Origin of the sequence: Arthrobacter sp. H-02-3 (assembly GCF_003097355.1) — a bacterium.
GTDB classification, from domain to species: domain Bacteria; phylum Actinomycetota; class Actinomycetes; order Actinomycetales; family Micrococcaceae; genus Arthrobacter; species Arthrobacter humicola.
The window spans coordinates 181,689-205,623 of sequence record NZ_PYUI01000007.1; the positions used below are offsets into that span (position 1 = coordinate 181,689).

The 23,935-nt window shown below is 68.1% G+C and carries 25 protein-coding genes and 1 riboswitch; of the genes, 20 read left to right on the plus strand and 5 right to left on the minus strand.

Going from position 1 to position 23,935, the window contains the following annotated elements; genetic code table 11:
* Position 1 precedes the first annotated feature (1 nt).
* Complete coding sequence (gene ffh, locus C9424_RS09430; protein ID WP_091256272.1) at positions 2-1,591, plus strand: signal recognition particle protein; 1,590 nt, start codon at positions 2-4, stop codon at positions 1,589-1,591.
* Positions 1,592-1,662: 71 nt separating this feature from the next.
* Positions 1,663-2,397: an alpha/beta fold hydrolase gene (locus C9424_RS09435; protein ID WP_116766600.1), complete on the plus strand. Its 735-nt coding sequence runs from the start codon at positions 1,663-1,665 to the stop codon at positions 2,395-2,397.
* A gap of 53 nt (positions 2,398-2,450) precedes the next feature.
* Here the strand turns inward: C9424_RS09435 and C9424_RS09440 are convergent, their stop codons facing one another.
* From C9424_RS09440 to C9424_RS09455, 4 genes are all read right to left on the minus strand, one after another.
* On the minus strand, positions 2,451-3,065 hold the full coding sequence (locus C9424_RS09440; protein ID WP_133247505.1) for a hypothetical protein: 615 nt from the start codon (positions 3,063-3,065) through the stop codon (positions 2,451-2,453).
* Positions 3,066-3,120: 55 nt separating this feature from the next.
* Positions 3,121-3,936 (minus strand): MBL fold metallo-hydrolase, encoded by an 816-nt coding sequence (locus C9424_RS09445; protein ID WP_116766637.1) that lies wholly within the window; start codon positions 3,934-3,936, stop codon positions 3,121-3,123.
* A 189-nt stretch (positions 3,937-4,125) separates the two neighbouring features.
* Positions 4,126-5,115 (minus strand): patatin-like phospholipase family protein, encoded by a 990-nt coding sequence (locus C9424_RS09450; RefSeq protein ID WP_116766602.1) that lies wholly within the window; start codon positions 5,113-5,115, stop codon positions 4,126-4,128.
* Between the two features lie 37 nt (positions 5,116-5,152).
* Complete coding sequence (locus C9424_RS09455; RefSeq protein WP_442862023.1) at positions 5,153-6,226, minus strand: DNA polymerase IV; 1,074 nt, start codon at positions 6,224-6,226, stop codon at positions 5,153-5,155.
* Positions 6,227-6,514: 288 nt separating this feature from the next.
* Between C9424_RS09455 and C9424_RS09460 the strand changes: the two genes are divergently transcribed.
* Positions 6,515-7,657 (plus strand): hypothetical protein, encoded by a 1,143-nt coding sequence (locus tag C9424_RS09460; RefSeq protein ID WP_133247506.1) that lies wholly within the window; start codon positions 6,515-6,517, stop codon positions 7,655-7,657.
* A gap of 118 nt (positions 7,658-7,775) precedes the next feature.
* On the opposite strand, the gene thiC is transcribed toward C9424_RS09460, so the two are convergent.
* Positions 7,776-9,608, minus strand: coding sequence for a phosphomethylpyrimidine synthase ThiC (gene thiC / locus C9424_RS09465; protein WP_116766605.1), 1,833 nt, complete (start codon positions 9,606-9,608; stop codon positions 7,776-7,778).
* Positions 9,605-9,712: riboswitch (TPP riboswitch) on the minus strand. It overlaps the preceding gene by 4 nt.
* A 79-nt stretch (positions 9,713-9,791) precedes the next feature.
* Here thiC and C9424_RS09470 point away from each other — a divergent pair.
* The 17 genes from C9424_RS09470 to C9424_RS09550 all read left to right on the plus strand — a co-directional run bounded on the left by C9424_RS09470 (position 9,792) and on the right by C9424_RS09550 (position 23,808).
* Positions 9,792-10,874, plus strand: a complete 1,083-nt coding sequence (locus C9424_RS09470; RefSeq protein ID WP_116766606.1) for an amidohydrolase family protein — start codon at positions 9,792-9,794, stop codon at positions 10,872-10,874.
* An 82-nt stretch (positions 10,875-10,956) separates the two neighbouring features.
* On the plus strand, positions 10,957-11,832 hold the full coding sequence (locus tag C9424_RS09475) for a VOC family protein (protein ID WP_116766607.1): 876 nt from the start codon (positions 10,957-10,959) through the stop codon (positions 11,830-11,832).
* Positions 11,833-12,310: 478 nt separating this feature from the next.
* Positions 12,311-12,748 (plus strand): hypothetical protein, encoded by a 438-nt coding sequence (locus C9424_RS09480; RefSeq protein ID WP_116766608.1) that lies wholly within the window; start codon positions 12,311-12,313, stop codon positions 12,746-12,748.
* Between the two features lie 186 nt (positions 12,749-12,934).
* Entirely contained in the window at positions 12,935-13,360 is a 426-nt protein-coding gene (gene rpsP / locus C9424_RS09485; RefSeq protein ID WP_091256308.1) for a 30S ribosomal protein S16, read from the plus strand.
* 1 nt (position 13,361) lies between these two features.
* Positions 13,362-13,604: an RNA-binding protein gene (locus tag C9424_RS09490; protein ID WP_018773450.1), complete on the plus strand. Its 243-nt coding sequence runs from the start codon at positions 13,362-13,364 to the stop codon at positions 13,602-13,604.
* Positions 13,605-13,714: 110 nt separating this feature from the next.
* Complete coding sequence (gene rimM / locus C9424_RS09495; RefSeq protein WP_116766609.1) at positions 13,715-14,302, plus strand: ribosome maturation factor RimM; 588 nt, start codon at positions 13,715-13,717, stop codon at positions 14,300-14,302.
* The gene (gene trmD, locus C9424_RS09500; protein ID WP_116766610.1) at positions 14,303-15,124 is read left to right on the plus strand and encodes a tRNA (guanosine(37)-N1)-methyltransferase TrmD; all 822 of its coding nucleotides are present in this window, start codon (positions 14,303-14,305) and stop codon (positions 15,122-15,124) included. It abuts the gene before it with no gap.
* Between the two features lie 235 nt (positions 15,125-15,359).
* Positions 15,360-15,719: a 50S ribosomal protein L19 gene (gene rplS, locus C9424_RS09505; protein ID WP_091256284.1), complete on the plus strand. Its 360-nt coding sequence runs from the start codon at positions 15,360-15,362 to the stop codon at positions 15,717-15,719.
* 118 nt (positions 15,720-15,837) lie between these two features.
* Positions 15,838-16,512, plus strand: a complete 675-nt coding sequence (gene lepB / locus C9424_RS09510; protein WP_116766611.1) for a signal peptidase I — start codon at positions 15,838-15,840, stop codon at positions 16,510-16,512.
* Between the two features lie 198 nt (positions 16,513-16,710).
* Positions 16,711-17,472, plus strand: coding sequence for a signal peptidase I (gene lepB, locus C9424_RS09515; RefSeq protein WP_116766612.1), 762 nt, complete (start codon positions 16,711-16,713; stop codon positions 17,470-17,472).
* 10 nt (positions 17,473-17,482) lie between these two features.
* Complete coding sequence (locus C9424_RS09520; RefSeq protein ID WP_116766613.1) at positions 17,483-18,148, plus strand: ribonuclease HII; 666 nt, start codon at positions 17,483-17,485, stop codon at positions 18,146-18,148.
* Positions 18,149-18,241: 93 nt separating this feature from the next.
* Complete coding sequence (locus C9424_RS09525; RefSeq protein WP_018773443.1) at positions 18,242-18,568, plus strand: DUF2469 domain-containing protein; 327 nt, start codon at positions 18,242-18,244, stop codon at positions 18,566-18,568.
* A 148-nt stretch (positions 18,569-18,716) separates the two neighbouring features.
* Positions 18,717-19,073: a YraN family protein gene (locus C9424_RS09530; protein ID WP_116766614.1), complete on the plus strand. Its 357-nt coding sequence runs from the start codon at positions 18,717-18,719 to the stop codon at positions 19,071-19,073.
* Positions 19,074-20,621 (plus strand): YifB family Mg chelatase-like AAA ATPase, encoded by a 1,548-nt coding sequence (locus tag C9424_RS09535; RefSeq protein WP_116766615.1) that lies wholly within the window; start codon positions 19,074-19,076, stop codon positions 20,619-20,621. It abuts the gene before it with no gap.
* A gap of 48 nt (positions 20,622-20,669) precedes the next feature.
* The gene (gene dprA / locus C9424_RS09540; protein ID WP_116766616.1) at positions 20,670-21,857 is read left to right on the plus strand and encodes a DNA-processing protein DprA; all 1,188 of its coding nucleotides are present in this window, start codon (positions 20,670-20,672) and stop codon (positions 21,855-21,857) included.
* A gap of 93 nt (positions 21,858-21,950) precedes the next feature.
* Positions 21,951-22,877 carry a tyrosine recombinase XerC gene (locus C9424_RS09545; RefSeq protein ID WP_116766617.1) on the plus strand — a complete coding sequence of 309 codons (927 nt, stop codon included), beginning with the start codon at positions 21,951-21,953 and terminating at the stop codon, positions 22,875-22,877.
* Positions 22,878-23,304: 427 nt separating this feature from the next.
* Entirely contained in the window at positions 23,305-23,808 is a 504-nt protein-coding gene (locus tag C9424_RS09550) for a DUF3145 domain-containing protein (protein WP_091256295.1), read from the plus strand.
* Positions 23,809-23,935: the final 127 nt, after the last annotated feature.

The following is a 23,935-nucleotide window of genomic DNA, read 5'->3' on the forward strand; positions in this document are numbered from 1 at the left end:
CGTGTTCAATTCACTCTCTGACCGGTTGACAGCAACCTTCAAGAATCTGCGTGGCAAGGGCCGCCTGACCGAGGCGGACGTTGACGCCACCGTCCGGGAGATCCGGCGTGCCCTCCTGGACGCCGACGTCGCCGTGCCCGTGGTCCGGGAGTTCACCGGCCGCGTGCGTGAGCGTGCCCTCGGCGCCGAGGTATCCGGCGCGCTGAACCCGAGCCAGCAGATCGTGAAGATCGTCAACGAGGAACTCGTGGAGATCCTCGGCGGCGAGACCCGCCGGATCCGCCTGGCCAAGACCGGGCCCACCATCATCATGCTGGCCGGCCTCCAGGGCGCCGGTAAGACCACCCTGGCCGGCAAGCTGTCCAAGTGGCTCAAGGCCCAGGGCCACAGCCCGATGCTCGTTGCCTGCGACCTTCAGCGCCCCAACGCCGTCACCCAGCTGCAGGTGGTCGGCCAGCGCGCCGGCGTGCCCGTCTTCGCCCCGCACCCGGGCGCCACGTCCACCGAACTTGACCACCCCGCCGGTGACCCGGTCGCCGTCGCTCGCGCCGGCGTCGAGGAAGCCAAGCGCACCCTCCACGACGTCGTGATCGTGGACACCGCCGGCCGTCTCGGCGTCGACGCCGACATGATGGAACAGGCGCGCCAGATCCGCCGCGCCATCGTCCCCAACGAAGTCCTGTTCGTCATCGACTCCATGATCGGCCAGGACGCCGTCAACACGGCAATGGCCTTCGACGAGGGCGTCAACTTCACCGGCATCGTGCTGTCCAAGCTCGACGGCGACGCCCGCGGCGGTGCCGCGCTCTCCGTCGCGTCGGTCACCGGCAAGCCGGTCATGTTCGCGTCCACCGGCGAAGGCCTGGACGACTTCGAGCTCTTCCACCCGGACCGCATGGCCTCGCGCATCCTCGACATGGGTGACGTCCTCACCCTGATCGAGCAGGCCGAGAAATCCTGGGACAAGGACGAGGCCGCCCGGATGGCGAAGAAGTTCGCCGACCAGGAAGACTTCACCCTGGACGACTTCCTCGCCCAGATGCAGCAGATCCGCAACATGGGCTCCATGAAGAAGATGCTCATGATGATGCCGGGTGCACAGAACATCCGGCAGCAACTGGAGCAGTTCGACGAGCGCGAGATCGACCGGGTCGAGGCCATTGTCCGCTCGATGACCCCGCACGAGCGCGTGGCACCCAAGATCATCAACGGCTCCCGCCGGGCCCGCATCGCCCGCGGCTCGGGTGTGCACGTCTCCGAGGTCAACGGCCTGCTGGAGCGCTTCGCCCAGGCCCAGAAGATGATGAAGAAGATGGCCGCCGGCGGCGGCATGCCCGGAATGCCGGGGATGCCCGGCATGGGTGGCGGGGGAGGCGCCCGCAAGGGTGCCAAGTCAGCGCCCAAGAAGAAGGCCCGCTCCGGCAACCCGGCCAAGGCCGCGCAGGAACTGCGCGACGCCGAGGCCCGGCGTGCGGCCGGCGCCAAGGCCCTGCCCACCGGAGCGTCGTTCGGCCAGCAGGGCGGCGACTTCGATCCGTCCCAGCTGAACCTGCCCAAGGGCTTCGACAAGTTCCTCGGCGGCAGCAAATAGCCACCGCACGCTGATGCCGCCGGGGCTGTGTCGCCGGCGGCATCAGCACTGAAGTGCCATAGGGTTAGACCATGTTCAAGCAGCGCGTAGTCTTCGTCCACGGGGCTGGCAGCTTTGGGGCCGCCGCGTGGCCAAAGCAGCACGGGATGGCGCTGGACTACGACGCCCTGTTCCTGCGCCGGCACGGGTTTGACCCCGTTGCGGAACCGCTTGAATCCGACTTCGCCGCCGACGCCGCCATCGTGCTCGCATCACTGGCGGACGACGGCCGCGGCGAGGCCGGCGGCCACGTGGTGGCCCACTCGCAGGGCGCCATCGCCGCCATGATCGCCGCCGTCGAGCGCCCCGACCTCGTCCAGTCCCTGACCCTGGTGGAACCGGCCTGCCTGTCCTTGACCGCGGAGCTCCCGGCCACCGCCGCGCACCGGGCGCTCATGCAGCCGCTTTTCGATGTCCGGCACAACCTCAGCGACGACGACTTCCAGCGCGAATATATCCGCCGTGTCTTCGCCGCCGACGCCCCGGGGGCCACGACGCCGGAGGCCCTCCGGGCCGCACGCCGGCTCCGCCTGCAGGCTCCGCCGTGGGACGCGCCGCTGCAGATCGTGCCCGGCGTGCCGACGCTGGTCCTGACCGGCGGCTGGGAACCCCTCTACGAGGAAATCGCGGGCTACCTGCGCGAGACCGGCGCCTTGCACCGCACCGCCCCGGGCGGACACCGGCCCCAGGATTCCACCGAAGGGGACCGGGTCATCCGCTCGTTCATCGGCGAGGTCAGTCGGCTCCAGCATGCCCGGGCTTCCTGAGAACTAGCGTCCCCCAAGCGGGGTGTCGTTTCGCCTCCGACGGGCAGCCCAGGCTATGCACGATCCTCCAGGAAGGGAATGCGAGGCCGCCTCGCTAGGATCAGGTCGGCAAGCGACATTCCAGTTTCCCTGTTCTGCCTTCCGGAAGGCACCAAACGGATGATTGCGACATACGGGGTGTCCCGCGATTCAATCTCAATGACCAACAGGGCACGGCGACTAAGTGGCCTCCGCAGGGTATCCATTCTCACTGAGACAACCCGCTCCCAAGGCACGATTCCGAAATAGACTGGTCGCCGTCGTTGTCTGACCAGCTGGAGACCGCGGGCGTCTGCGACCAGGTCCAGGATGAATCCCCTCCCTTTCGTCTTTGATATCAACGGCCCTTTCTTGAGGAATCTCCCGAGTTCCTGCCCGGTCCAAAAGGTGTCGACAACAAGGGCTCCAGGATGGTCTTTCTGCAGCCGCGTCTTGAATGTTCTCGCACTGTGGAACAGCCACGCCAACCAGGGCGGTATGGCAACCGCCATGATGAGCAGGGCCACCCCAAAGACCTTGAGACCGTCCGGATAGCTGATGGCTTCGTGGAACTTGACGACAAGTTTGACGAGAAGGGCCGCAACTCCCATGACCCCCAGTGCCGTGCCCAGCGGACGCTTCATACTCATTAGACCTCCCCCAAAAGGCCGGCCATGCTGGCCGCGATACTGGTTTGAGCAACCGCTAGCCGGGGATCCCGCCGCGGGCGCTTCTTTCGGCGAGACGCTCGAGTTGCCGTGAGTGAACGTCGCTCACCCAGTCCCAGCCCTCTTGAGCCGAGGGGCCGACGCGCGGGTCGCTCGGATCACGTGCGTCACGCAAGGCGTGCACATATGCCAAATCCTGATCGATCCGTGCGTGGACCTGGTCGGTTCCTCCGACGGACCCGTGCCCGGGGATGACGACATCGACGTCACCGGCCACGCTCGCCAGCAGATGCAGCGCGGCGAGGTAATCCTCGATCGGGTCAGCGGTGTCGCTCAGGTCGAGCATTGGAATCAGGACATCGGAAAGCATGTCCCCGGCGACAAGAACCCCTCGTTCCTCAATCAACAGCGCCGCATGGCCAGGGGCGTGCGCCTGATGCTCGAGGATCCGCACAGGAGGGCCATCCCAGGGAATCTGCACAGCCCCGACTGGCAGGCCGGTGATGAGGCCGAGCAGGTCCATCGGCACCTGAGCGGGGATGCCGAGCCGATGTGAATCGATGCCGTGCGACAGCCGCTCGCGGGCCGTATCCGAGCAGAGCGCGGTGCCCCAACGGACAGGAGCTCCAAAACCGGGGTGCCAGAGCAAGTGATCCCAATGCGGATGCGTCGAGAATCCCGCCGCAACGGCCTGACCCGAATCGGACAGATCCTTCGCGAGGCAGGCCATCTCGGCGTCGTGCACACCGGCGTCGATGAGCAACACGCCAGCCCGCCCCTGCACGACCACGGCGTTGCTCTGGCAGAACCCGCTCTCGTGGACCAGCACACCATCCGCAACCTGCCTCAGCACGGGTGAAATAGTAGCTTGCCCGGCGCCGGCCCACAATGATTCGCGGGAACGGGCCGCCTGGAGGTCACTGAGTCGTTGCCCGATGGCTTCACATCCGAGGCCGTCCAGGCGCGTGAACGTCGTCGGGTCAGGCATCCGAGGCATGAACAGATGACGTCATGCCCACCGAGCCGACTGATTTCGTGGGCGCTAACGCCAGAATTCGGTGAGCTGCTCGGCAAGGGCTCTGCCTTCGTCGTAACCCGCTTGAGCGGCGGCCGGACGCGTTGACAGATCCATCAGATTGCTGCCGAATGCGTTGAGGGAGTTGCTATCCGGCAAGATCGTTTCGACTCCGCTGCCGCGTGCGCGGAGTTCGTCGGCCTGTGCGGCAAGATGCATGCCCCAGTCCAACGGTGTCCGTGTTCTGCCGCCAAGTGGTGACAGCACCAGCACCCGCCCGTATCCGGCTGCCAGATCGGCATTCTCGTTGCGCCGGTAGCCGCCGTCGATGTATCGGTTGTCGCCGATGGTGTAGGCGAAGCCACTGGCGCAGCTGGCGGCGACGGCGTCCGCCAGGTCGACTCCGCTGTCGCGGTCGAACACGACCGGTTCACCGGTATGGGCATCGACCGCCGTGATGAGCACCGTTCGTTGCGGCCAGAGCTGACTGGGCAGCCGCGCGGCGACGGTAGCGCGCCACCGCGTTTGCCCGGAGCCATCCGACGCCGCATCCATGTCGAGCGCCGCCGCGCCCATTCTGCGGCGCATATCGGCCGCATCATCAGCGGCCCCGATGATTCCCCTCGTTCTCTCCAGATGGTCGGCCGGCCCACCTGGAACGCGTCCGCCGTCGGATCCGACCGGACCAGTCCGTTGTTGGGGCGCAGAAGCAAGGATTTGGGCAAGCAGTTGGGTCGGCGCCGCGCCAGTTATTTGGGCCGCCGCCGTTGATCCGGCCGACGTCCCGATGATCAGATCAGCCTCGGTGACATCCAAACCGGCTTCAGACAGGCCGGCGACGATACCGATCAACCACGCATTGCCTGCCGATCCGCCACCACCGAGGACCAATGCTCGCTCACCCGCGGCACGCACCCGCCGTATGGCGTCGACCTGCGGCAGATCCTGGTCCGACCTCGGCCGGTCGGAGGCCGTCGCCGAGGTGAGGTGCAGACTCGAAGAAGGTGTTGTGTTCATGGGAGTCGCCTTTCGCGAATTGCCTGCAGCGACGTCGTCACCAACCGCCGCGCGTCGGCGTATGTCCCTTTCGGGCATCGTCGGGCATTGCCATTTCGGCCCGCAGGCCCAGGAGCCGGATCGGACGGCCGGCTTCGATTCCGGCTGCGAGGTCCAAGGCCCGCGCGAGGATTTCGTTCCGGTCGAATGTCTCGGGAATCTTCCTCGCGTGGGTCGTGGTGAGGAACGGCGCGTACCGAACCTTGAGGGTCAGCCCAATCACGGGCCGTCCTTCGGCCACAACATCCTCAAGGACACGCGCCGTCAGCTCCCTCACGGCGTCGTCCACCTGGGCGGGCTCGGTCAGGTCGCGCTGGAAGGTGGTCTCCCGGCTATGCCCGCGGGCAACCCACGGGGTATCGTCCACAACGCTGGTGCCGTCCCCGCGTCCGAGCTCCGCGTACCAAGGACCCATTCTGGGGCCGAACTCCGGGACCAGGACCTGGGGCTCGGACGCGGCGAGCTCGGCCACTGTGTTGATGCCGAGTTTGGCCAGGCGGCCCGACACTTTGGTTCCGACGCCCCACAGGTCCTTGGTGGGCCGACTGCCCATGACATCGAGCCAGTTCCCGGCAGTGAGGCGGAAGACGCCGGCCGGCTTGCCGAACCCGGTAGCGACCTTTGCCCGGACCAGCGTGTCGCCGATGCCCACGCTGCAATGCAGCCGCGTTTGCTCCAGGACAGCGGCCTGCACCTGCCGGGCGTAGGCCTCCGGATTCTCCGTCTCCGTGCCTACAAAGGCTTCATCCCAACCCAGCACCTGCACGGTGGCGCCGGGCTGCGCGCGCAGGGTAGCCATTACCGTTTCAGACGCCGCGAGGTAAGCCTCCTGATCGACGGGCAGGATCACAGCGTCGGGCACTTTCCGGGCCGCAATGCGTAAGGGCATTCCGGAACCCACGCCGAACGCCCTGGCTTCGTAGGATGCGGTCGACACCACAGCTCGTTCCGTGGGGTCGCCCCGACCGCCGACAATGATCGGCTTGCCCGCAAGCTCCGGCCGCCGGAGCACTTCGACCGCCGCGATGAACTGGTCGAGATCGACGTGCAGCACCCACCGGATTCCGCTCACGCCACCAGTCTGCCCTAAACATCCCTGGCAAGCATCGGCTCTCCACCGGGCTTGGCCGCGGAGACTGCGGCGTCCTGACCTTGCCTCGGAACGCATGGGTTGCAAGACAACTCAAAGTCCCGTCGAGCAACACCAAGCGGTGAAAAGGGGTGCGCCCTCATTCCTGCCCCTGACCTGCGCATTCATTGTCGGAAACGGTGTCTGGGCACTACACTCGGCGACGGGGGAGCGGGGATGGGGGTAGCGATGGTCGTTCCAAGTTCAGGGGATCACTTCCGGGAGGATGATTTGCCGACCCGCATTCGTGCGCTGCGGATGCCGGGCTGGGCTGGCGCGGCCCTCGGTGCGGGCCTGCTGGCGCTCGCGGTCGCGGCGGTAGCCGGCTCGATCCTGGTCAACGAGCGCGACAGCACGATCATCGCGGCCTGGGCGGAGGCGCTCATCATGGCGGGGGCAATCATTTTCGCGGTCTTCGGCGCCGTCCTGCTCTGGTACGCCGGCGAGTGGGTCACGCTCACGCCGGACGCGGCGATCGTGACGAAGGCGTTCCTCGCCCGGGCCAGGGTCGATCGCACGCAGCTTGAAGACTTCCACCCCTATCCCCACCGGTACGCCGGGCGCGGGGGCATCCAGTACCGGATGGTCCCGACCTTCACCTTTAGGGACCCGTATGGCCGGCTCCGGGACTTGCCGCTGCCGTTTCTGGCCTACTGGAACTACGTTGGGGGCGCGGAAGCCCCCTTGCCGCCGCGCGCCGCGCACATCGAGGCATGGGCTCGCGCGGCCGGCAGCCCGTACTCGAGAACTGTGTACACAGGCGCTGTGCCGAACACGCTCTCGATGCACCGACAATCCGTGAGGACGGGTCTGCTGCGCCGGGCACGCGTGGCGGCAATCCTCATCCCGATGGTCTCGATTGGGCTCGGCCTGGCCCTCGGCTTCGGTCTCGGACCGGTCGCCAAAGCCTTCGGCGGGCATGACCGCAGCTTCGACGCCCAAACGAACCGCACCGGCATCCGCGACCTCGACGACGCCCTCACGCCCGCCGTAACCGCCTACCAGTGGCGTGCGGAGCAGTTCAAGCCCGGCACAAGAGACTTCAGCTTCTTCCCGACCCTGCGGTCACTGCCGTCCGCGCCGTACACGGTCCGATACTTCATCCGCGACCCCGCGCAGCGCGGCACAGACCTCAGTCCCCCGGAGCAGAAGTATGGCCGAATCATCTCGGAAGGGGCGATTTCCGTAACGAGCCCCACGATCGAGTTCGCGCTCGACCACGACGCAAGCATCTTCACCTTCGAGGTCTACGTCACCGACGACCACGGCCACACGACGCTCAACTCCGAGCTCTACAGGAACATCGCCGCCAATCCGGCACGGACGCCGACGCCGAATCCGGCACGGACGCCGGCACCGACGCCGACATCCTGAGAGCGACGCGTCGCGCGGTCGGAACGCCTTGTCGCATCCCGCTAGTGCCTCATCAGGGGGCCATCCCCATGGCTGTCCGGGGCGCCCGCCCAGCAGGGCAGGCGTCCCGGACCGCGGACTAGGCCGAGGCCTGTGCTCCCACGGTCGGCTGGGGCAGGTAGACCTTGCCGCCCGCTGCCAGGAATTCGTTGCTCTTCTCCCGCATCCCGGCGGCCATCTGCGCCAGTGCCGCCTGCGAGTCGGCGGAACCATATTCGTCCCGGATGTCCTGGCTGATCCGCATGGAGCAGAACTTGGGGCCGCACATCGAGCAGAAGTGCGCCGTCTTGGCCGGCTCCGCGGGGAGCGTCTCATCGTGGAAGGCCTCGGCGGTCACCGGATCCAGGGACAGCGCGAACTGGTCCCGCCAGCGGAACTCAAACCGCGCCTTGGACAGGGCATCGTCGCGTTCGTGCGCTCCGGGGTGGCCCTTGGCGAGGTCGGCGGCGTGGGCGGCGATCTTGTACGTGATCACTCCGGTCTTCACATCGTCCTTGTTCGGCAGCCCCAGATGCTCCTTGGGCGTCACGTAGCAGAGCATCGCGGTGCCATAACGGGCAATCTCCGTGGCGCCGATCGCCGAGGTGATGTGGTCATAGCCCGGTGCGATGTCCGTAACCAGGGGCCCCAGCGTGTAGAACGGGGCACCCTTGCAGAGCTCCTGCTGGCGCTCCACATTTTCCCGGACGAGGTGGAACGGCACGTGTCCTGGGCCCTCCACCATGACCTGCACATCGAACTCCCAGGCCCGCTGGGTGAGTTCGGCCAGCGTGTCGAGTTCGGCGAACTGCGCGGCGTCGTTGGCGTCCGCCGTCGCGCCGGGCCGCAACCCGTCGCCGAGGGAGAACGCGACGTCGTACTTGGCGAAGATTTCGCAGAGCTCGTCGAAGTGGGTGTAGAGGAAGTTCTCCTGATGGTGCGCCAGGCACCAGCCGGCCATGATGGAACCGCCGCGGGACACGATCCCGGTGACCCGGTTGGCCGTCAGGGGGACGTAGCGCAGCAGCACCCCGGCATGGATGGTCATGTAGTCCACCCCCTGCTCGCACTGTTCGATCACGGTGTCCCGGAAGATCTCCCAGGTCAGGGCGTTGGCCTCGCCGTTGACCTTCTCCAGCGCCTGGTAGATCGGGACCGTTCCGATCGGGACGGGGGAGTTGCGGATGATCCATTCGCGCGTGGTGTGGATATCGTCTCCGGTGGAGAGGTCCATCACCGTATCCGCACCCCACTGGGTGGCCCACTGAAGTTTGTCCACTTCCTCGGCGATGGAGCTGGTCACCGCGGAATTGCCGATGTTGGCGTTGATTTTCACCAGGAACGCCTTGCCGATGATCATCGGCTCGGACTCCGGGTGGTTGATATTGCTGGGAATCATGGCCCGGCCCGCTGCCACCTCGCTGCGGACCAGCTCCACATCGCAGTTCTCGCGCAGCGCAACAAACCGCATTTCCGGTGTCACGATGCCCTGCCGCGCGTAATGCATCTGGGTGACCGTCCGGCCCTCGACCGCGCGGCGGGGCTCTGGCGGGGCGCCCCGCCATTCCGCGGAGGCGGCACCGCGGCGCACCGCGGACCTGCCGTCGTCGAGCAGATTGCGTTCCCGGCCGCGGTACGGCTCCGTGTCACCCCGCCCGGCGATCCAGCCGTTGCGGAACGGGGCCAGCCCCACCACCGGATCGCTGCCCGGCCCGGCCGTGCGGTAGACCCGGAATGGAGGGTTCTCGACGCCGCCCGGCGAGGGTTCCAGCGCGATCTCGGTCACCGGGACGCGGATGCCGTGCTCCGGGTCCGTCGTGAAGGCCAGCGAGTGGGACTTCAATGACTGCGTCGCGCCCGCCTCAGAGTCGGCAGGCAGGTTTTGGCCGGACTGGTTTTGGATAGGGCTGTGCTGTGCAATTTGCGTATTCACGGAAAATACTCACTTCCTTCGCCGGCATTACCCGGACAGGTTCAACGGTCGCAGGCCGCGTCAGCCCGATCTCAGCCCCTGCAGGGGCACCCGTGTGGTCGTAGATGAAGCTACCACGCGCCGCCGGACGGCTGTCCAGTGTGACGCGGCCGACGCAGCGACATGGGGACTACCCTTGATGCCATGACCGGCATCATCGAATTCAGCGGCCCCGTCCTTGCCGGGCCGGACACGGTACGCCACGGCCTCTGGTCCGTCGACGGCCGGCTCACGTTCCACCGGCCCGGCGCCGCGCCGGAGCGCGTGCTGGATGGCTGGGTCATTCCCGGGCTGGTGGACGCACACTGCCACATCGGCCTCGGCCCGGGCGGAGACGTTGCCGAGGACGCCGCGGAGACCCAGGCCGTCACGGACCGCGACGCCGGGACCCTCCTGGTCCGCGATGCCGGCGCCGTCCACGACACGCGCTGGCTCCAGCAGCGCACGGACCTTCCGCGGATCATCCGCGCCGGCCGGCACATCGCCCGCACCCGGCGCTACCTGCGCGGCTTCGCCGTCGAGGTGGAACCGGACGGCCTGGTCGAGGCCGTGCGGAAGCAGGCCCGTGCCGGCGACGGCTGGGTCAAGCTCGTGGGGGACTGGATCGACCGCGACGCCGGCGACCTCGCCGCCAGCTTTCCGGCCCGGACGGTCAAGGATGCCGTCCAAGCCGCCCATGATGAAGGGGCCCGCGTCACCGCGCACTGCTTCGCCGAAGACACCCTCGATGACATGCTCGACGCCGGGATCGACTGCATCGAGCACGCCACCGGCCTGCTGCCGAGGCACCTGCCGCGCTTCCTCGAACAAGGCGTCCCGATCGTGCCCACGCTGATCAACATCGCCACGTTCCCGGACATCGCGGCGCGGGCGGAGGCCAAGTTCCCCCGCTATGCGGCCCACATGCGCTCGCTGTGGGAGCGGCGCGCGGAGCGGGTTCTCGAAGCCCACGAGGCCGGGGTGGCCATCTATGCCGGCACCGATGCCGGCAGCGTGATCAGGCACGGCCGGATCGTGGACGAGATCCGGGCCCTGCACGCCGCCGGGCTGTCCGCCGCGGCTGCCCTCGGCGCTGCCAGCTGGTCCGCGCGGACCTGGCTCGGCGCGGACGGCATCACCGAAGGGGCCAGTGCCGACGTACTGGTGTGCGCGAAGGACCCCCGACAGGACCTCGGGACCCTGGCCGGACTGAAGCACATTGTCCTGCGGGGCCGGCCAACCCGTTAGGAATAAATTGAAGCTTCAAGTAATTTAATACTATGCAAGGTCACCGAAAGCCCGGTGGCCACCGAACCCCCGGAGAGTTTCAATGACCGCAGAAGCCAGCACCCAGGATCTCCTTCCTGCCGCACTCACCATGGGCACCGTGATGCTCAAGGTCGGCGACATGAAGCTCATGACCGACTACTACCAGCGCGCCCTCGGCCTGGACATCGTGGCCGAACAGGACGGCGGACTCTACCTTGGCCGCCGGCAGAAGCCCCTGGTCCACCTGGCGCCCGCCCCGGGCTTGAATCTGCCCTCCCGCGGCGAAGCCGGGCTCTTCCACACCGCCCTCCTCTTCGAGGACCAACACTCCCTGGCGGCCACCGTTGCCAGCGCGGCCCAGTACGAGCCCCAGTCCTTCACCGGCAGCGCGGACCACCTCGTCAGCGAGGCCTTCTACTTCAACGACCCCGAAGGCAACGGCATCGAGCTGTACTGGGACCGGCCGCGGCAGGACTGGTCCTGGGAAGGCAAGAACGTCGTCATGGACAGTCTGGCGCTGCCGCCGCAGCGCTACCTGCAGCAGCACCTGACCGAAGAGTCCCTGAGCGGCCAGCGCGAGGCGGCCGCCGGCGTCGGGCACGTGCACCTGCAGGTGGGCGACGTCCACACGGCGCATGAGTTCTATGTCGGCACCCTGGGCTTCGAAAAGACCGCGGGCTGGCATGGCCAGGCCCTGTTCGTCTCGGCCGGCGGCTACCACCACCACATGGCCATGAACGTCTGGAACAGCCGCGGCGCCGGCCCCCGACGCGACACCCTGGGCCTGGGCGAGGTGCTCATCGAAGTGCCCTCCGGTGACGACGTCGGTTCCCTGGCTGACCGCCTCAAGGTGGCCGGCGTCGACTCGCACCACACCGGCGCCGAGCTCCGCTTCGAGGACCCGTGGCGCAACCGCATCCGCGTAGCCGTGCGCTAAGGGCGGGCTGTTCGCTGAACATGTCCAGCGTTAACAGCTCCCCGCTGGACATGCACGCTGTTCGGTGAACATGTCCAGCGTTCACAGTTCCCCGCCGGACATGCACAGCGTCCAATGACAGGACCGCTGGACATGTCCATCGGTCGCGGCCGCCCGCTGGACATGCCCGCTGTTCGCTGAACATGTCCAGCGTTCACAGCTCCCCGCCGGACATGCACGCTGTTCGCTGACAGGACCGCTGGACATGTCCATCGGTCGCGGCCGGGAATGGACATAGCGGCCATATGTCCATTGCTCACGGTCAGGGGAGGGCATGTCCACGGGCGGGGCCAGATGACGCGCAGTCCGGCACGGTCACCGAGGACACGGTCACCGAGGGCATGTCCAGCGGCCGGGGCGCGGCTGCGCTGAAGCGATTAGGCTGAAGCGACGCCAAAAACAGCGGCCAAGCGCCGCCAGACATCTAAGGACCAGCTGCATGGGATTTACCGAAATCTTTGTGTCCACCCACGACGCCGCCCTCAAACGCGCCGGCGCGCTCGAAGCGGGCGGCGCGGCCGCCCCGGACGCCGTGCGCATCCCGGACATCAGCGACTTCGAGGTCGAACGGCTCGGCGACCTCGCCGGAGTGGCCGTGCACGCCCCGGGCGCGGACTACGAACTGGCGATGGTGGACGTGGCCAGCGACTCCCTGCTCGGCGTCCCCTCCGCCATGGTCCGGACGCTCGCGGAACTGCTCACCTACGAAACCGAGGGGGAGGGCGACGTCCTCGAGGACGTTGCGGCCAACTGGGCCGCCGAGGAGGACATGCCCTTCGGTGCGGACCAGGCCCGGGCTTATGTCCGCCGGATCGCCGAACTGGCCGCCGGAATTGACCCCGCCACCAAGTCCGGTCTCTACGTCTGGACGTCCTGACCGGACGGCCAGGCCGTGTCAAGTCGAAATCCTGCCGGTCATCTGGCACAATGAACAGGTACTCGATCTGCGTGGCCCCTCTCTCCGCGTCCGGATCTTGTCCTTTAGAACCCCCTAGTACGGCCCGCCCCACGGGTGCAGAACGCCGGGCTCGACCCCGTTTCAGAAACAGGAGTGACCACAAAAGTGGCCGTAAAGATTCGCCTTAAGCGCTTCGGTAAGATGCGCGCACCGTACTACCGCATCGTCGTCATGGACGCACGCTCCAAGCGTGATGGCCGTGCCATCGAAGAGATCGGCAAGTACCACCCGACCGAAGAGCCCTCGTACATCGAGGTCGACACGGACCGTGCCCAGTACTGGCTCGGCGTCGGCGCACAGCCGTCCGAGCAGGTTGCCGCGATCCTCAAGATCACCGGTGACTGGCAGAAGTTCAAGGGTCTCCCGGGCCAGGAGGGAACCTTGAAGACGAAGGCTCCCAAGGCTGCCTTCGTTACGCCGGAAAAGGGTTCCGTGATCATCCCGGAAGCCATCACCAAGAAGGCCAAGAAGGACGAAGCTGCCGAGGCTCCCGCCGACGCCGCCGAAGCAGAGACCACCGAGGCTGAGTAAATTGCTGGCAGAAGCGCTCGAACACCTGGTCCGCGGGATTGTTGACAGCCCCGAGGACGTCAAGGTCAGTGCGAAGAACAACCGCCGCGGGGAAACCCTCGAGGTGCGCGTTCATCAGGACGACCTCGGACGGGTGATCGGCCGGCAGGGCCGGACCGCACGCGCACTGCGCACTGTGGTTGCGGCGCTGGCGGACGGCGAGCCGGTCAGGGTCGACGTCGTCGACACGGACCGCCGCCGCTAACGCGTTCAGCATTACTTGTCTTTAGCCCGGCCCCTTCACCAGATAATGGTGGAGGGGCCGGACTGTTTTCCGCGCCAACCAACCCCGACCCACCCCGAACAGAGGAACAGATGCAGCTCCAGGTCGCACGAATCGGCAAACCCCATGGCATCCGCGGCGAAGTGACCGTCCAGGTGCTCACCGATGCGCCCGGCGACCGCTTTGTCCCCGGTACGCAGTTCATCGTGGAACCCGCGTCCTCCGGGCCGCTGACGGTGTTCAGCGCCCGCTGGAACAAGGACATCCTGCTGCTGGCCTTCGACGAGATCGAGACCCGCAACCAGGCCGAGACCTTGCGCGGGGCCAAGCTGTTCATCGAGACCGAGGACATCGGCGCCGACGACGACGATGAAGGCTGGTACGAGCACGAGCTCGTGGGCCTGGACGTCCGGGTGGGCGGCAACGTGGTGGGCAAGGTCTCCGGACTGCACACGATGCCCGTCCAGGACCTGCTGGTGGTCACCACGGCCGCGGGTCAGGAGGTCCTGGTCCCGTTTGTCGAGCAGATCGTGCCGGAGGTCAACGTGGGGGACAAGTACCTGGTGGTCACCCCGCCGCCCGGACTCTTCGAGGTCAACGCGGACGAGTCCGCTGACGAGCCGGCCGCCGGGAACCAGCCGGCTGGAGAACGCGGCACCGAGGCCGGGAGCAACGCGTAGATGAGAATCGACGTCGTCAGCATCTTCCCGGAGTATCTGGCCCCGCTGGAACTGTCCTTGATCGGCAAGGCCCGTCAGGACGGCCTGCTGGACCTGCGGGTCCATGACCTGCGGGACTTCACGACCGACCGGCACCGCACGGTCGACGACACGCCCTATGGTGGCGGCGCCGGGATGGTCATGAAGCCCGAGCCCTGGGCGCAGGCCCTCACCGCCGTCGCGGCCGAGGGGTCCGGGGACGCTGCGGGTGCCGGGGATTCCGGGGATGCCCGCAAGCCGGTGCTGATTGTCCCGTCGCCGGCGGGGGAGCGGTTCACCCAGGCCACCGCCCATCAGCTCGCGGAGGAGGAGCAGCTGGTCTTCGCCTGCGGCCGGTACGAGGGCATCGATGAACGGGTCCTGGAATGGGCGGCGGACCACTTCACGGTGCGCCCGATGAGCCTGGGGGACTATGTCCTCAACGGTGGCGAGGTCGCCGTGCTGGCGATGGTTGAGGCAATCGGGCGCCTGCTGCCCGGCGTCGTCGGCAATCCCGAGTCCCTCGTGGAAGAGTCCCACTCGGACGGGCTGCTGGAGTACCCCGTCTACACGAAGCCCTCCAGCTGGCGGGACCGGGACGTCCCGGCAGTGCTGCTGAGCGGCAACCACGGCAAGATCGCCCAGTGGCGCCGGCACGAGCAGTACCGGCGCACCGCCGAACGCCGCCCTGATCTGCTCGCCGAATTCGACGCCGGCAAACTGCCCCGCGCGGACCGCACGGCCTTCGCCGACCTGGGGTACGACGTCGTCGACGGCCGGCTCAAGCGGCGTCCGGACGCCTAGCCGAGGGGATTGGGCTAACCCGCACCAAATGTGGCAAAATTAGTCCTTGTGCCTGCTGGGTTGCGAACCTGCCACAGGGGGAGCGCTACCAACAGCCCGGCACCCCGGTCCCGTCTATTCCTGACAGGGCCGGATTGACAAACTTTCGGCGGACAATTCCGGGCGGCAAACGCCCCCTGGCCTGGCCGCCGTAACCCAACGTGAGTGACCTGTGGCGTTCACCAGGAGTGGATCAATGCATATCCTCGATTCCGTAGATGCAGCCTCGCTGCGCACCGATGTTCCCGAGTTCCGCGCGGGTGACACCATCAAGGTTCACGTGAACATCATCGAAGGCAAGAACTCCCGCGTCCAGGTTTTCCAGGGCTTCGTCCTGGGCCGCCAGGGCGACGGCGTCCGCGAAACCTTCACCGTCCGCAAGGTCTCCTTCGGCGTCGGCGTGGAGCGTACCTTCCCGGTGCACTCCCCGATCATCGACAAGATCGAGCTCGTCTCCAAGGGTGACGTGCGCCGCGCCAAGCTTTACTACATGCGTAACCTGCGTGGTAAGGCCGCGAAGATCAAGGAAAAGCGCGACTTCCAGACCGCCAAGTAAGTCCTCCCGGACTTCCACGCAGTCTTCCGCCGCGGGTCCACGGACCGTGCCCGGCGTGCCGCCGGAGCTATCCGCAACAGCGCACTTTAGTTCACGACAGCGCCAAGGGATACGGAACATGGAACAGCCAAAACGCCAGCCCAGGAAACCGGGCTGGCGTTTTGCGTTGCTGGCCCTGGTGCTCGCGGTGGCCATCAGCGCCGTGGTCCGCTCGCTGTGGGTGGATGTCTACTACATCCCGTCCGCGTCCATGGAACCGCTCCTGCTCACCGGGGACCGGATCCTTGTGGAGCGGACCGGCCCTGAGTCCCTGAACCGAGGCGACGTCGTGGTCTTCGACGGGCGAGGCTCCTTCGCCCCGCTGAACAGCGGCAACGGACCCGTGGTGGACGCCCTCGCCGAAGCCGGACGCTGGCTGGGCCTCGCCGGCAGCGACACCACGTACGTCAAGCGTGTGATCGGCCTGCCCGGAGACCGCGTGGTGTGCTGCGACGCCAGCGGCCGGCTCACAGTCAACGGCCAGCAAGTTGCGGAACCCTATGTGTACCCGGGGGACACCCCGAGTGAAATGAAGTTCAGTGTTGAGGTGCCGGCCGGGCGGCTGTGGCTCATGGGGGACCACCGTTCCCTCTCGGCCGATTCCCGGAGCCTCCTCGGCGCCCCCGGCGGCGGCATGGTGCCGCTGGAACGCGTCATCGGCCGGCCGGTACAGATCATCTGGCCGCTTGATAGATTTGCAGCAGTAGCGCGGCCTCAATCGGCTGCGACAACGACGACGACGAACGGACAGTAGATGCCCGAGACCGAACCGCGCAGTCCTGATCCGCAGGGTCAGGACCTACCCCGGGTGACCTCCTCGGCGATCCCCGACGAGCAGGACACCAGCGGTGGAGCGCCGCGCGCGGACCGGCCTGATTCTGACCGGCCTGGTTCTGACCGGCCTGATTCTCACCGGCCTGATTCTGACAGTGCCGACGCTGGTGGGGCCGCCGTGGCTGCCCACGAGGAGCGGCCCGCCGGACCTGCCCACGCCGGGAAGTCCTCCCGGCGGGCCAAGCGGGCCAAGGCCCGTGAAGGGCGCAGCCCGCTCTTCCTGTGGCTGAAGGAGGTGGCCACCGTGGTCGTCGTGGCGGTCGTGCTGTCCTTCCTGATCAAGACCTTCCTGTTCCGGGCCTTTTACATTCCCTCCGAATCCATGGTCAACACCCTCGACGTGAACGACCGCATCTTCGTCAACCTCCTCGTGCCGCAGCCCATCGCCCTCCAGCGCGGCGACGTCGTGGTGTTCCGGGACAGCCAGGGCTGGCTCGCCCCCGCAGCCCAGAAGACGAAAGGCCCCTTCACCTGGGTGCAGGACGGGCTGACGTTCGTCGGCCTGCTCCCGGACAACTCCGAACAGCACCTGGTCAAGCGCGTCATCGGGCTACCCGGCGACCACGTGGTCTGCTGCGACGCCGGCGGACAGCTCACCATCAACGGCGCGCCGCTGGACGAGAAGTACATAAATCCCGCCGAGATTCCCCAGGTCCGCGACTTCGACGTCGTCGTGCCAGCCGGCAAGGTCTGGGTCATGGGCGACAACCGCAACCACTCCGCGGACTCACGCGCCCACATGGGCACCAACGGTGGATTCGTCAACGAGTCGGACATCGAAGGCCAGGCCGCCGTCATCGCCTGGCCGCTGAACAGGATCTCGGCACTGGACAACTATCCGGGCGTGTTCCGCAGCGTGCCCGCCCCGGCCGGAAAGTAAGCCGCCCGCCATGTCCGACGCCCCCACCCTCGACTACGAACGCCGTTTCCGCCGCTCCGGCGCGCGGCTGCTCGCGGGCATCGACGAGGTCGGCCGCGGTGCCCTCGCCGGCCCCGTCAGCGTGGGGATCGCCGTCGTCGACCTGCAACGGCAGAAGCTCCTGGCCGATGTCCGGGACAGCAAGCTGCTCAAGGTCGCCGACCGTGAGCGGCTGGTGCCGGTGGTCCGGGACTGGAGCGTCGCGTCCGCCGTCGGACACGCGTCCGCGAACGAGATCGACGAGCTCGGTATCATCGGCGCCCTCCGGCTGGCCGGCAACCGCGCCTGGTGCGCTGTCCTCGCCGCCGGCGTCCGGCCCGAGGTCGTCCTGCTCGACGGCAGCCACAACTGGCTCTCGCCCGATCTCCAGCCCTCCCTGTTTGACGAGGCTCCCGCCGACCCCGGCTGCGACGCCCCGGTGCACACGCTCGTGAAAGCCGATATGCAGTGCCTCAGCGTCGCCGCGGCCAGCATCCTTGCCAAGGTGGAACGGGACCGGATGATGAGCGAGCTGCACATCGAATACCCGGCCTACGGCTGGGACGAGAACAAGGGCTACGGTACCGCCGCGCACAAGGAAGCGCTCCGTGCCGCCGGTCCAACGCCGTACCACAGGGTCAGCTGGCAGCTGCTCTAGCGTGCCGCGGCCGCACTCCCGTCCCCATTGCGACGGCCGGCGCGGACCGGACTTGTGGCGCGCGGCCGGCGCCGGATGGTGCAAGATGGAACCATGAGTGCCGAGGACCTTGAAAACTATGAAACCGACATGGAGCTACAGCTCTACCGCGAATACCGCGACGTCGTCGGGCTGTTCAGCTATGTGGTCGAGACCGAGCGGCGTTTCTACCTTGCCAACCACGTAGACCTGCAGGCCCGCAGCGCCGACGGCGAGGTCTACTTCGACCTCACACTGCAGGACGCCTGGGTGTGGGACGTTTACCGCTCCGCCCGGTTCGTCAAGAGCGTCCGCGTCATCACGTTCAAGGACGTCAACGTCGAGGAACTGCCCCGCAGCGAGGAACTGGCCCTGCCCAAGGTCGAGGACCTCGGCAACTGATCCCCGCGGGAACTTTCGCGGCAGCCGGTTGCCGCTGTATTTGCTCGACTCTTCCTCCACAGGGCCCGCGCAGGGACTTTCCATGAGGGTTTCCACATAGCCCAAGTGTGCTCTATGGCCGTTCCCGGCGGCGCTGCACGCTGGAGGCATGAGAGCTAAGGATGTGCTGGGCCGGCGCGGGGAGGACCTCGCCGCCGGCTACCTTGAATCGCTTGGTATGCGAGTGCTGGAGCGCAACTGGCGCTGCCCTGAGGGCGAGATCGACATTGTCGCGCTCGACGGCGACGCCCTGGTCATCGCCGAGGTGAAAACCCGCAAATCCCTCGCTTACGGCCATCCCTTCGAGGCAGTCGGCGCGGACAAGCTGGCCCGGCTCCACCGCCTGGCGTCGGCGTGGTGCCGTGTCCAGGGGCTGGGCGCGCCGCCCTGCCGCGTGGACGTGATCGCCGTGATCGACGACGGCACCGGCGAGCCCGCCGTCGAACACCTCAAGGGGGTGGGCTAGGTGGGGCTGGGCCGGAGCTATTCGGTCGCCCTGGTGGGCCTCAACGGCTACATCGTGGAGGTCGAGGCAGACATCGGCCAGACCCTGCCGGCGTTCGTGATCCTGGGACTGCCGGACGCCTCGCTCAACGAGGCCAAGGAACGGATCCGCTCCGCCGCCCAGAACTCGGGAATCCCGCTGAGCCGCCGGAAAATTACGGCCAACCTGATCCCGGCTTCCCTGCCCAAGCGCGGCTCGGGCTTCGACCTCGCCATTGCCATGGCCGTCCTGCTGGCGGCGAATGACATCCGGTCCACCGGCCGCACCGTCTTCATCGCCGAGCTCGGCCTGGACGGCCGTCTGCGGCCCGTGCGGGGCATCCTTCCGGCGGTGATGGCCGCGGTGCGGGCCGGCTACCCGGACGTCGTGGTGGCCAGGGCCAACGTGGCCGAGGCCGAACTCGTCCCGGGCGCACGGGTCCGCGGCTACGCCACGCTGGCCAGACTCGCGTTCGACTGCGGCGCGGATCCGCAGGACCTCGCCCTGGACTTCGAGCCCGAGCCCGAGGACGCCGACAGCCCTGATTCCGGCACCGGTCCCGCACTGGCGCCGGACATGTGCGATGTCTCCGGGCAGGCCGCGGCGCGCCGCGCCCTGGAAGTGGCCGCCGCGGGTGCCCACCACCTTCTGCTGACGGGGCCGCCCGGTGCCGGGAAGACCATGCTGGCCGAGCGGTTGCCCGGCCTCCTGCCGGACCTGGGCGACACCGAGGCCATGGAGGTGACCGCCATCCACTCCTTGTGCTCGCTGCCCTCGGGCTCCGTGCAGCTGCTGCGCCGGCCGCCCTACGAGAACCCGCACCACACCGCGACGGCGGTGGCCATCATCGGCGGCGGGTCAGGGCTGCCGCGCCCCGGGGCAGCGTCCCGCGCGCACCGCGGAGTGCTCTTCCTCGACGAGGCCCCCGAGTACGACCGCGGCGTCCTGGACGCCCTGCGGCAGCCGCTGGAAAGCGGCGAGCTGGTCATCCACCGCTCGGCGGGGGCCGCGGCCTATCCCGCCCGGTTCCAGCTGGTCCTCGCGGCCAACCCCTGTCCCTGCGGCAAGGCCACCGGGAAGGGAGTGGACTGCGTCTGCACACCCACCATGCGTCGCCGCTACCAGGCCCGGCTCTCCGGCCCGTTGCTGGACAGGGTGGACATCCAGCTCGAAGTGGAGCGCGTCTCGCTCGCCGGCTTCGGCCAGCCCGCGGCCGAGGAAGGCACTGCGAGCATCGCAGAGCGCGTCCGCGCGGCCCGGGCCCGTCAGCTGGAGCGGCTGCTGCCCTTCGGGCTGGAAACGAACGCGCAGGTGCCGGGACGGCTGCTCCGCGGAGCCCTGCGGCTTAGTGCACCCACCACGCGCGTCCTGGACTACGCCCTGGAACGCGGCGTCCTGACAGCCCGCGGCTACGACCGCGTGCTGCGCCTCGCCTGGACGCTGGCGGACCTGTCCCGGCACGACGTCCCGGACACGGACGACGTCGGCCAGGCGCTGGGCCTCCGCCAGGCCGCGACGGCGACTCCTTGAGCCCGGGCACGACCCCGTACCCCCAAACGCCACGCGAAAGGAAGCACCATGAGCGACGACGTACGAACCGCCCGGGCCGCACTGTCCCGCCTCTTCGAGCCTCAGGACGCGGCGGCCCTGGCCCTGGTGCAGGCCGCAGGAGCGCAGGACGCCCTGAGGATCGCGTGCGGCCGGCTCGCCGCCGGTCCCGAGCTGGAACGGGAGATCACCGCGATCCTGGCAGAGAGCGGCTCCGGCAGCGGCTGGTCAGGGTTGGCCGGGGCGCTGCAGCGCTGGGCGCCGCGCATCCCCGACCTCGCACCGGAACGGGACCTGGCCACCATGCGCCGGCTCGGCGGACGGATCATCATCCCCTCAGATGAGCTGTGGCCCCGGCAGCTGGCCGACCTCGGACTCCAGGAGCCCGTGTGCCTGTGGTGGCGCGGCGTCGAGCAGGAGCTGCCGCCCGCGGCCAAAGCCATCGCCCTGGTGGGCTCCCGGGACAGCACCAGCTACGGCGCCTCGGTGACGGGTGACCTCGCGTACTCCCTGGCCCAGCGCGGCTTCACCGTCGTCTCCGGCGGCGCCTATGGGATTGATGCCCACGCCCACAGGGCCGCGCTGGCCGGAGGCACGGGCGCCCTGCCCACCATCGCGGTCATGGCCGGGGGAGTGGACCGCTTCTATCCCGCCGGGAACGAGGACCTGCTCCGGGCGGTGGCGGACCACGGCGCAGTCCTGGCCGAAGTCCCGCCCGGATCCGCACCCACCCGCTACCGGTTCCTCCAGCGGAACCGGCTCATTGCGGCCTTGGCCTCCGTCACGGTGGTTGTCGAGGCCAGGTGGCGCTCCGGCGCCCTCAACACGGCCCACCACGCCGAAAGCCTGGGCAGAGCCGTGGGCGCCGTGCCCGGATCCATCCACAGCGCCAACTCCGCCGGCTGCCACCGGCTGCTTCGGGAAGGCGGGGCCGTGTGCGTCACGGACGCGGGGGAAATCGCCGAGCTCGCCTCCCCGAGTGGTGAGGCCCTGCCCCCGGACAAGGCCGGCCGGGCAGAAGTCCATGACGGCCTCACCCTCGAGGACTTGATCCTGCTCGATGCGTTGCCGTTGCGGACCACGAGCTCGGTCGAGAAGCTGGCCGTAGTGGGCGGCTTGAGCGTGGAATCGGTCCGTGCCGGACTTGGCCGGCTCGGGCTGCTGGGGCTGGCCGAATCCCGGCACGGCGGCTGGAAACGCTCCGGGAAAGCGACCTGACATGGCCGCCGACGTCCGCATGCAGCGGCCGGTATGCCGCGGCTCGCCGCCCGGCTCCTGAGAATGCGCCCGGAATACTGCCACAGTAGGAGGGTGTCTACACAGGATCTCCCCGCCGCACTCGACGGCGCCGCCGCACGCTTCGGCCGCTACCTGGAAGCTGAGCGGGGGAGGTCGGCCCATACGGTGCGGGCGTATCTCTCCGACGTCGAAAGCCTGCTGGCCCATGCCGCGACCGAAGGGATCCAGGACCTCGCCGGGCTGGAACTCGGAACCCTGCGGCGCTGGCTTGGTGCCCAGAGTGAGTCCGGCAAATCCCGCGCCACGCTGGCCCGCCGCGCCGCCACCGCCCGGGCGTTCACCGCATGGGCCGTCCGCGAGGAGCTGATCGACGCCGATCCCGCGCTGCGGCTCAAGGCCCCGAAACGGGAGAAGTCCCTGCCCGGCGTCCTGCACCAGCAACAGGTCCAGCGGCTCGTGGACGATGCCGAAGCCGCCTCCGCGGAGGGGGAACCGCTGGCCCTGCGCAACCGCGCCATGCTCGAACTGCTCTACGCCACAGGCGTCCGGGTCGGGGAGCTGGCCGGGATGGATGTGGATGACCTCGACCCGGACCGCAGGACCCTGCGGGTACTCGGCAAGGGCAACAAGGAACGCACGGTGCCCTACGGGCTTCCGGCGGCGCTCGCCGTCGACGACTGGCTCCGTCGGGGTCGGCCGGCCCTCGCCACCGGGTCCAGCGGCCCGGCGCTCTTCCTGGGCGCGCGCGGCGGCCGGGTGGACCAGCGCCAGGTCCGCAGCGTGGTCAAGGACATGCTGGAGAGGCTGGGGGACACCGCAGCCACCGGCCCGCACGCGCTGCGGCACTCCGCTGCGACGCATCTGCTCGACGGCGGGGCGGACTTGCGGGCCGTGCAGGAAATCCTCGGCCACAGCAGCCTTGCCACCACGCAGATCTACACCCACGTGTCCGTGGAGAGGCTCCGGCAAAGCTACCAGCAGGCGCACCCCCGGGCCTGATCCCCGGCTTCTAGCGCGACGTCCGTGCCCTCCGGTACAGCGGCCGCCGCGTGGAGTGACAGCATCCGCGCCCCAGCCTCCTCACGGGCCCCGTCATCCGCCCCGCAGCCCTTCGCCGTCAGCCCCGTCAGCCCGTGATCCGCCCCGCCGGGCGCTCCCCTCGCGGTCTCCGGAGACGAATTCGGCGCGCCGAAAAGGACGCGCCGAATCGCACTGGCGTAATTAGGAGGGGTAGGGCAGAATAAAACTCACGCCCGGGAAGTTTCAAGTTGAACTTGAAGCTGGAATGCACCACGTCCCAGCTTCGAACCCGGTTGTATATTAGTAGTCTGGCAGGGACCGCCGGCACAATTTCGGATCCGCGCAACAGACAGACATCCAGGCAGAGGTCGTTGGGGAAGACGTACCTACAGCTATGGAGGATGGAATGTCTGTTGCACTGACCCGCGGTGTGTTGTTCGTTCACTCGGCCCCGACTGCCTTGTGCCCCCACGTCGAGTGGGCCATAGGGTCTGTCGTGGACAAGCGGACGGATCTGGAGTGGACCCCGCAGCCTGCCGCGCCCGGAATGTTCCGGGCCGAGCTGTCGTGGACCGGTACGCCGGGCACGGGGGCTCAATTGGCGTCCGCTCTTCGCGGCTGGGCCCACCTGCGCTATGAAGTGACCGAAGAGCCGAGCCAGGGTGTCGACGGCGGACGCTGGTCACACACCCCGGAGCTGGGGATCTTCCACGCCACCACCGACGTCCACGGCAACATCATGGTCTCCGAGGACCGCATCCGGTACGCCTACGAATCCGGTGCCGGCGACCCTTCGGCCGTCTACCACGAGCTCTCGCTCGCCCTGGGCGAGGCCTGGGACGAGGAACTCGAGCCGTTCCGCCACGCCGCCGAAGGCGCCCCCGTTCGCTGGCTCCACCAGGTCGGTTAGGGCCCGCCCGGCCCAGCACCAGGCGCACCACCGCAGCACTTCCATAGCTAGGCGCCAAACACAGATGGCGGCAATGTCCACGAGGAACATTGCCGCCATCTGTCATTCGGGCCTGCCGTCATTCGGC

Bases quoted from the DNA above. Each gene is read 5' to 3' on its own strand.
- C9424_RS09550 (WP_091256295.1), top strand. From the start codon at position 23,305: ATGTCTGTTGCACTGACCCGCGGTGTGTTGTTCGTTCACTCGGCCCCG.
- C9424_RS09450 (WP_116766602.1), bottom strand. From the start codon at position 5,115: ATGAACACAACACCTTCTTCGAGTCTGCACCTCACCTCGGCGACGGCC.
- C9424_RS09525 (WP_018773443.1), top strand. From the start codon at position 18,242: ATGAGTGCCGAGGACCTTGAAAACTATGAAACCGACATGGAGCTACAG.
- C9424_RS09475 (WP_116766607.1), top strand. From the start codon at position 10,957: ATGACCGCAGAAGCCAGCACCCAGGATCTCCTTCCTGCCGCACTCACC.
- dprA (WP_116766616.1), top strand. From the start codon at position 20,670: ATGAGCGACGACGTACGAACCGCCCGGGCCGCACTGTCCCGCCTCTTC.
- C9424_RS09530 (WP_116766614.1), top strand. From the start codon at position 18,717: ATGAGAGCTAAGGATGTGCTGGGCCGGCGCGGGGAGGACCTCGCCGCC.
- lepB (WP_116766611.1), top strand. From the start codon at position 15,838: ATGGAACAGCCAAAACGCCAGCCCAGGAAACCGGGCTGGCGTTTTGCG.
- rimM (WP_116766609.1), top strand. From the start codon at position 13,715: ATGCAGCTCCAGGTCGCACGAATCGGCAAACCCCATGGCATCCGCGGC.
- C9424_RS09470 (WP_116766606.1), top strand. From the start codon at position 9,792: ATGACCGGCATCATCGAATTCAGCGGCCCCGTCCTTGCCGGGCCGGAC.
- rplS (WP_091256284.1), top strand. From the start codon at position 15,360: ATGCATATCCTCGATTCCGTAGATGCAGCCTCGCTGCGCACCGATGTT.
- C9424_RS09520 (WP_116766613.1), top strand. From the start codon at position 17,483: ATGTCCGACGCCCCCACCCTCGACTACGAACGCCGTTTCCGCCGCTCC.
- C9424_RS09440 (WP_133247505.1), bottom strand. From the start codon at position 3,065: ATGAGTATGAAGCGTCCGCTGGGCACGGCACTGGGGGTCATGGGAGTT.
- trmD (WP_116766610.1), top strand. From the start codon at position 14,303: ATGAGAATCGACGTCGTCAGCATCTTCCCGGAGTATCTGGCCCCGCTG.
- C9424_RS09480 (WP_116766608.1), top strand. From the start codon at position 12,311: ATGGGATTTACCGAAATCTTTGTGTCCACCCACGACGCCGCCCTCAAA.
- C9424_RS09435 (WP_116766600.1), top strand. From the start codon at position 1,663: ATGTTCAAGCAGCGCGTAGTCTTCGTCCACGGGGCTGGCAGCTTTGGG.